The sequence below is a fragment of the Gordonia tangerina genome, assembly GCF_021556435.1.
Classification (GTDB): Bacteria; Actinomycetota; Actinomycetes; order Mycobacteriales; family Mycobacteriaceae; genus Gordonia; species Gordonia tangerina.
This window is the reverse complement of the sequence record NZ_JAKGCU010000004.1, coordinates 283,622-290,812: the sequence shown is the minus strand read 5'-3', so window position 1 is coordinate 290,812 and position 7,191 is coordinate 283,622. Positions and strand designations below refer to the sequence as shown.

Annotated in this window: 9 protein-coding genes; 8 read left to right on the top strand and 1 reads right to left on the bottom strand. The window is 66.1% G+C overall.

What is annotated here, in order from left to right:
- Positions 1-150 precede the first annotated feature (150 nt).
- The gene (locus L1892_RS07945; protein WP_235723029.1) at positions 151-528 is read left to right on the top strand and encodes an EamA family transporter; all 378 of its coding nucleotides are present in this window, start codon (positions 151-153) and stop codon (positions 526-528) included.
- Between the two features lie 72 nt (positions 529-600).
- Here L1892_RS07945 and L1892_RS07940 read toward each other — a convergent pair whose 3' ends face one another.
- A complete protein-coding gene (locus L1892_RS07940) occupies positions 601-798 on the bottom strand; it encodes a hypothetical protein (RefSeq protein ID WP_235723028.1) in 198 nt (65 codons plus the stop codon).
- A 188-nt stretch (positions 799-986) separates the two neighbouring features.
- Between L1892_RS07940 and L1892_RS07935 the strand changes: the two genes are divergently transcribed.
- The 7 genes from L1892_RS07935 to crtI all read left to right on the top strand — a co-directional run bounded on the left by L1892_RS07935 (position 987) and on the right by crtI (position 7,181).
- Positions 987-2,234, top strand: coding sequence for an HNH endonuclease (locus L1892_RS07935; RefSeq protein WP_235723027.1), 1,248 nt, complete (start codon positions 987-989; stop codon positions 2,232-2,234).
- Positions 2,235-2,562: 328 nt separating this feature from the next.
- On the top strand, positions 2,563-3,285 hold the full coding sequence (locus L1892_RS07930; protein ID WP_235723054.1) for a crotonase/enoyl-CoA hydratase family protein: 723 nt from the start codon (positions 2,563-2,565) through the stop codon (positions 3,283-3,285).
- 32 nt (positions 3,286-3,317) lie between these two features.
- Entirely contained in the window at positions 3,318-3,752 is a 435-nt protein-coding gene (locus tag L1892_RS07925) for a nitroreductase family deazaflavin-dependent oxidoreductase (RefSeq protein ID WP_235723026.1), read from the top strand.
- 103 nt (positions 3,753-3,855) lie between these two features.
- Positions 3,856-4,011, top strand: coding sequence for a DUF6131 family protein (locus L1892_RS07920; RefSeq protein WP_235723053.1), 156 nt, complete (start codon positions 3,856-3,858; stop codon positions 4,009-4,011).
- Between the two features lie 124 nt (positions 4,012-4,135).
- Positions 4,136-4,675, top strand: coding sequence for an isopentenyl-diphosphate Delta-isomerase (gene idi, locus L1892_RS07915; protein ID WP_235723025.1), 540 nt, complete (start codon positions 4,136-4,138; stop codon positions 4,673-4,675).
- A 5-nt stretch (positions 4,676-4,680) separates the two neighbouring features.
- Positions 4,681-5,595, top strand: a complete 915-nt coding sequence (locus L1892_RS07910; protein ID WP_235723024.1) for a phytoene/squalene synthase family protein — start codon at positions 4,681-4,683, stop codon at positions 5,593-5,595.
- Positions 5,592-7,181 carry a phytoene desaturase family protein gene (crtI, locus tag L1892_RS07905; RefSeq protein ID WP_235723023.1) on the top strand — a complete coding sequence of 530 codons (1,590 nt, stop codon included), beginning with the start codon at positions 5,592-5,594 and terminating at the stop codon, positions 7,179-7,181. Before L1892_RS07910 ends, crtI begins: the two co-directional genes overlap by 4 nt.
- The last annotated feature ends 10 nt before the right edge of the window (positions 7,182-7,191 follow it).

Genomic DNA, 7,191 nt, shown 5'->3' with positions numbered 1-7,191 from the left:
ACCAACTCAAACAACTCGGCTACCAGGTCCACCTCGAGAAAGCGTCCTGACCCGAAACCGTCCCGACCCAGCGCCCACGACGCCAGTCAGCGACGCCACCTCACCTAACCTTCCTTACAGAGCATCACCGGCGCCGAGAGCCTCGATCCGGTGGGTGTGGCGTTCGCGCTGTTGGCGGGATCGTTCTGGGCCGGCTACATCCTGACCAGTGCGCGCGCCGGGCGGTTGGTGCCGGGCCACGACGGTCTGGCGGTTGCGTTGGTGGTGTCCGCAGTCGTGGTGATGCCGCTGGGTGGGGCCGGGGCGAGCGCAGCATTCGAGGACCTCCACCTACTCGCGCTGGCCGCGGTCGTGGCGCTGCTGGCATCGGTGATCCCGTACTCGCTCGAGTTCGCTGCCGTGCGCCGCCTGCCAAAGCATGTGTTCGGCGTGCTGTTGAGTCTCGAGCCGATCGTCGCCGCCATCGCGGGATGGTTACTGCTCGACCAATCGCTCGGCCGGTGCGCCTCGCCGCGATCATGCTGGTGATCCTCGCGAGCATCGGCACCACGGTGACGGCCTCGCGGATGCGGCGCCGACAAACGGACTCGCCGGCGGAGCTCAGTCGTCGGCCTGCAGCATCGCGGCACGGAGGCTGACGAGCGGCGAAACCATCGCGTAGGCCGAACAGCTCGGGCGATCTTCATACTCGCCCGTCGGCAGTGGGTCCTCCTTTGGGGCGAGCGGCGGTGCGTCGTCAGCCACCTGTGCGCGTTCGGCGCGGACGGAGCGCGGTGGCTGATCGATGCGGCGCGTCATCACGAGACCATCAAATTGTCTTCTCGCGGTGATTTTTACCCAAGAATGCGTAACTCCTGTGACTCCTGTTCACCAAAGTCTACTGAATAGTCCATATTTCACTGCCTCTCTATCCAAAGCCTCTGTCCCAGAGCAATTCTCACGCTCAGCTCCTTGACATCGAACATTCTTTCGATTACCTTGGAATCATGAGAACTTCGGGGGATCTCACATCCATTACTGATTCACTGCGTGAGCTGCGCTTCGACGACGACTTGTCCGGTCGGGCAGCGTTCGATGCGATGACCGCTCTGGTCACGTTGCGTAGTCTGATCGACCATCACGCCGCGACGGTGGTCGGCCACCTGGACCGACTCGGCGTGGCCCGCGATCATGGCCGCAAACTCAGTGAACTGTTGATCGTGATGGGCCTGGCCCCGGCGGTCGCCTCCCGCCTGATCCGTATCGCCACCGCACGTGCGCAGCTCCCCACTCTGGCCGCGCATGCCGCCGATGGGGCGATCTCCGCCGAACACGTCGACGCGGTGGGTAAAGGTGTCGATCATGTCGGGAAAAGATCGGCGGAACCGATCGACGATGTGGCGCGTCTAAATATCGTGACCGAACTTCTCGCCCAATTCTTTTCCGGCGCCACCCCCGCCGACATCGGTAAACGCGCGCGTCGTCTGGGCAACCAGGCCGCCGCCGACACCGGTGGGCTACCGGCATCCGAGGACCGCAACCTCAACACGCTCACCCACGATGTCGACGGTGACGGACGCCTGCAAGTGCGCGCCGACCTCAACACCGAAGTCGGCGAAAAATTCTCGGCGGCAATGGAAGAGTTGGCGGCACCGCGGCCCGAACCTGACGGCTCACCGGATGCGCGTTCCACCGAGCGCCGGCATGCCGACGCCCTCGAAGCGCTCCTGGATATCGCCGCCCGCAGCGGTGATGCGGCGTCCGCACCACGTCACCAGATGCTGGTGTCGGTGCCCGCCGATACTCCTGATCTGGCCGAACTACCGTTCATGGGGTCGATCACCGAAGCCATGCTGCGCACCCTGACCTGTGACACCACCGCGACGGTCGCGATCGTCGACGGTGAGGCGGTGCCGATGGAGATGAGTAAAGACAAGCGCCTGTTCCCAGCCCATCTGCGTAAGGCGTTGCACAAACGCGACGAGTGTTGCATCAAATGCGGCGTGGCGGCCTCCCGCTGCCAGGGCCATCACCTCGTGCATTGGGCTGATGGTGGAATCACGGTGTTGGATAACGGATGTTTGCTGTGCCCGTCGTGTCATGCCGACATCCACCACAACGGTTGGGAGGTGATCATGGGTCACGACCGACATCCCTGGCTCATCCCACCCGTCGCTGTCGACCCGACACGTCGGCCGATACCGACCTACAACCGACGCACGATGAATCTCGGCAACCTACCCGCCGCCGCCTGAGCCACGCTGACCACTTCCCACGCACCCGGCCCCGGTCGGGACCGCAACCGTCCCTTGAGAACTCCATAGCGTGATTGCGCGATGGCGCCCCAGGCGTCGCGTACCCGACGGCGACTGCAGCGTTCGGCTGCGACGGTGCGCGGTATGCGACCCTGCGGCGCCGCGTACTCGGTGAAAGCCGAGTGGAGTCGAACTGTGCATCCCCTTCGGCATCCGCGACGCGGCCGAGGAGACTACAGTCCGAGAGGTGGGCTCGAATCCTGGTTCCGCCGCAGCCGAGTACACGTCGATCGGGGTGGAGACCTTCGAAGGGGTCACCACCATATCGATGTGCCGGCCCGAGGTGCGCAATGCTGTCGACCGACCTATGGCAGCTGAACTCGCGTCGGCGTTTCGAGCGTTCGATTCCGATCCCGAGGCCGATGTCGCCGTGCTGTGGGGAAGTGGTGGACACTTCTGCGCCGGGGCGGATCTGAAGGCCGTCGGAACCGGACGGATCAACGAGGTGGCACCGACCGGAGACGGGCCGATGGGGCCGACACGCCTGGTGATGTCGAAGCCGGTCATCGCGGCAGTCGAAGGCTACGCAGTCGCCGGCGGCCTGGAATTGGCGATCTGGTGCGACCTGCGGGTCGCTGCATCGGACGCGACGTTCGGCGTGTTCTGCCGACGATGGGGCGTCCCACTGATCGACGGCGGCACGGTCCGGCTGCCTCGGCTCATCGGCTCCAGTCGCGCGATGGACATGATCCTCACTGGTCGACCGGTCGACGCTTTCGAGGCGGAGCGATTCGGCTTGGTCAACCGCCTGGTCGAACCGGGGATGAGTCTGACGGAAGCGCGGCAGTTGGCGCAGCAGATCAGGCAGTTCCCGCAGACGTGCATGCGCAACGACCGCCGATCCGTGCAGGAACAAGCGGGGTGCCGTGAAGCGGATGCGATGGCGTTCGAAATCGCGGTAGGCATCGAGTCGCTGAATTCCGACGGGCACACCGGTGCTGCCCGGTTTGCGGGTGGAGCCGGACGGCACGGCGACTTCTCGGACCTCTGAGAACGCAACGGCACACCGGCTAGGCTGCGGGCATGTCCAGCCTGTTCGTCCGCACGCTGCAGACCCATCAGTGGATCTACGAGCACTCCGGTGGGCTGCTCGGTCATCGGCTACTGATGGGCAACCCGACCTTGCTGCTCCGCCATATCGGCAGCCGCACCGGTAGGTCGCGCACCTCGGCCCTCACCTACGCCGTCGACGGGGAAAGATATCTGGTCGTCGCGTCCAACGGCGGCTCGCCGAGGCCGCCCGCATGGCTCGGCAACATCACGGCCAACCCGGCGTGTGAGATCCAGGTCGGGCGCCGCCGGCTGGCCGTCACCGCCCGGCCGACCTTCCCCGATGACCCCGACTACACGCGGCGATTCGACCTCGTCGACGGCGTGAACAAGGGGCGATACCACGCCTACCAGCAGAAGACGTCACGGCCACTCGCGATCGTCGAACTCACGCCGGACACGGCGTGATCACGGGTTCCGAAATCGGACATGGGCAACCGGGACGCCGCGTACGGTGGACATGCTTGCAGCAGCGTCGAGCAGCCCGTCCGCCGAACATCGGAGGTTGGCCGTGATCATTCTCGGCATCATCTTGCTCATCCTGGGATTCATCTTCAGCATCCCGATTCTCTGGACGATCGGCATCATTCTCATCGTCGTCGGAGCGATTCTGGCGGTTCTCGGGGCAACCGGACGCGCGGTCGGCGGTCGGAAACACTTCTACTGAGAGGTTTCCTCGACGAGGCGCCACGAGATCTGGCCGTCCGATCCATCCGATTCGCGTGTGGTGACGAAGAATGGAGCGTATGCGGCAGCGGCTGCATCACCGCCCAGCGAACGGAGGACGGCCGGTGACGAATGATCTGGTGGTACTCGTCGACGCCGAGCGCAGGCCCCGCGGCACGGCGCCGCGGGGCAGCGTGCACGGCCACGACACCCCACTCCATCTCGCGTTCTCCTGCCATGTCGTCGATGACGTCGGGCGGATCCTGATGACGCGCCGAGCGTTGGGCAAACGCACCTGGCCCGGGGTATGGACCAACTCGTTCTGCGGACATCCGCGACCCGGCGAGCCCGTCGAAGACGCCGTGCGGCGCTATGCGCCGCGAGAACTGGGTTTCGAGGTCGCCGACCTGCACTGCGTCCTGCCGAACTTCCGCTACCGCGCCGTTGACGCGAGCGGAATGGTGGAGAACGAGGTGTGTCCGGTCTATCGGGCACGGCCCTGCGGTTCACCAATCCCGAACCCGGACGAGGTGATGGATGTGGTCTGGGCACCGATCGAGGACGTCTGGGCGTCGGCGCTCCGAACACCGTGGGTGTTCAGTCCCTGGTTCGTCGACCAGGTTCACGCACTCGGCTCGGATCCCTACCGCGGGATCGGTGCGTGATCGCGATGACATCGACCTCTGGCCGCGACACCGAGGCGTTGCCCTACCACCACTACGATGAGGTCGCCGAACAGACGGCTGCGCTGGTGATCCGCTCCTACTCATCGTCATTCGGACTGGCTTCCCGACTTCTCACCGCGCCGGTCCGCCGCGACGTCCACAACATCTACGCCCTGGTGCGGGTCGCCGACGAGATCGTCGATGCGCCGCGCCCCGGGCAGACGGTCGACCAGCGTCGCGCCGAACTGAATGCGCTGGAGAAGCAGACGCACGCGGCGATGGCGACCGGCACGAGCACCAATCTCGTGGTGCACGCCTTCGCCCGCACCGCTCGGCGCACCGGAATCGACCAGTCGCTCACCGCACCGTTCTTCGCCTCTATGCGGATGGACCTGGAGTGGTCGAGCCACGACGCCGAGAGCCTGGCCACCTACATCTACGGGTCCGCTGAGGTTGTCGGACTGATGTGCGTACATGCCTTCCTCGCCGACGAACCGCACCGGAAGGCGCGGTACGACCAGCTCGCACCGGGTGCACGTCGGCTCGGCGCGGCATTTCAGAAAATCAACTTCCTGCGCGACATCGGCGCCGACAGCGCCGAGTTGGGGCGCCGATACCTGGTGGGTCTGGACCCCGAACGTCCGTCCGCCGACGCATGGCATCACTGGCTGGACGACATCGACGACGACCTGGCCTGCGCCCAGCAAGCGATTCCGTTGCTGCCCAGTGGAACCCGCGTGGCGGTGTGCACGGCGCACGACCTGTTCGCCGAACTGGCGAGACGACTCCGGGCCACCCCGCCGCAGGACGCGTGCCGTCACCGGGTCCGCGTGCCGGGCCCGGCGAAGGCGCGGATCGCCGCAGCGGCAGCCCTTCGCCGCGGAGCGCCGCGGCGCGCCACAACGGCGGTGAACGCATGACGGCCACCGCTCGCCGGATCGTCGTGATCGGCGGCGGAATCGCCGGGCTGGCGAGTGCCGCGTTGCTGGCCGCGGATGGCCACGAGGTCGACCTCGTCGAGAAGAACGATCGCCCCGGGGGTCGTGCCGGATCATGGGAACACAACGGATTCCGGTTCGACACCGGACCCTCATGGTGGCTCATGCCGGAGGTGTTCGATCACTTCTTCGAACTACTCGGCACCTCCACCGACGAACAGATCGATCTGCTGCGGTTGGAACCCGGCTACCGGGTGTTCTTCGAGGGCGTTGCCGACAGCGTCGACGTCGCCGGCGACGAGGCCCGCAACCGAGAGCTGTTCGAGTCGCTCGAACCGGGGGCCGGCGCGGCCTTCGACGACTATCTCGCCTCCGCGCGCAGTGCCTATGACATCGCAGTGCAACGCTTTCTCTACACCAACTTCGACTCCGTGGACGCTTTCGCGGGTCGTCGGGTACTGGCCAATGCTCGGCAGTTGGTGGGCCTGCTGACCGCGAAGCTGGATGCGCATATCGCCTCCCGGTTCCGGGACAACCGCATTCGCCAGATCCTCGGCTACCCTGCGGTGTTCCTGGGGGCATCCCCGGATCGGGCGCCCGCGATGTATCACCTGATGAGCTGGCTCGACCTCGCCGACGGCGTCCGCTACCCCGACGGCGGTTTCGTGCGGCTACCCGAGGTGCTCGAGAAACTGGCCGTCGAGAACGGCGTGCGGATACACACCGGAACCGCTGCCACCGCCATCCTCACCGAGCCGCGGCAGCCGACAAGACGATGGAGTTCACGCCGCGACCGGGTGAGCGGGGTGCGCACCCGCGACAGTACCGGCGTCGAATGCGACCTACCCGCCGACCTCGTCATCGGCGCCGCTGATCTCCACCACATCGAGACCACGATGTTGCCGCCGCACCAACAGTCCTTCCCGCAGAAATGGTGGGACAAAGCGACATCGGGCCCCGGCGCGGTACTGGTCTTCCTCGGGGTACGGGGCCGGCTGCCCGAACTGGCCCATCACTCGCTGTTCTTCACCAGCGACTGGGGCACCAACTTCGACGCGATCTTCGAGTCGCCCACCCGGGTACCCGACCCCGCCTCGCTATATGTGTGCCGGCCGTCGGCGTCGGACGACTCGGTGGCCCCCGACGGCGACGAGAATCTCTTCCTCCTGGTGCCGATACCGGCCGATCCGTTACTCGGCTCCGGTGGCGTCGACGGAGCGGGTGCCCCGGTCATCGAACAGATCGCGGATCGGGCGATCGAACTGGTCGCCGACTGGGCGTCGATCCCCGACCTCGCCGAGCGGATCGTGGTACGCCGGACGATGGGGCCCGGTGACTTCGTCGCCGACCTCAACTCGTGGTCGGGTGGCGCGCTCGGACCGGCACACACGTTGCGGCAGAGTGCTTTTCTGCGCGCAGGAAACACGTCGCGCAAGGTGGAGGGACTCTACTACGCGGGCTCGAGCACCACCCCCGGCATCGGTCTGCCGATGTGTCTGATCAGCGCCGAGTTGGTACTCAAACGGGTTCGCGGCGACCGCTCGGTGGGGCCGCTACCAACCCGGTGAACCGACGCGG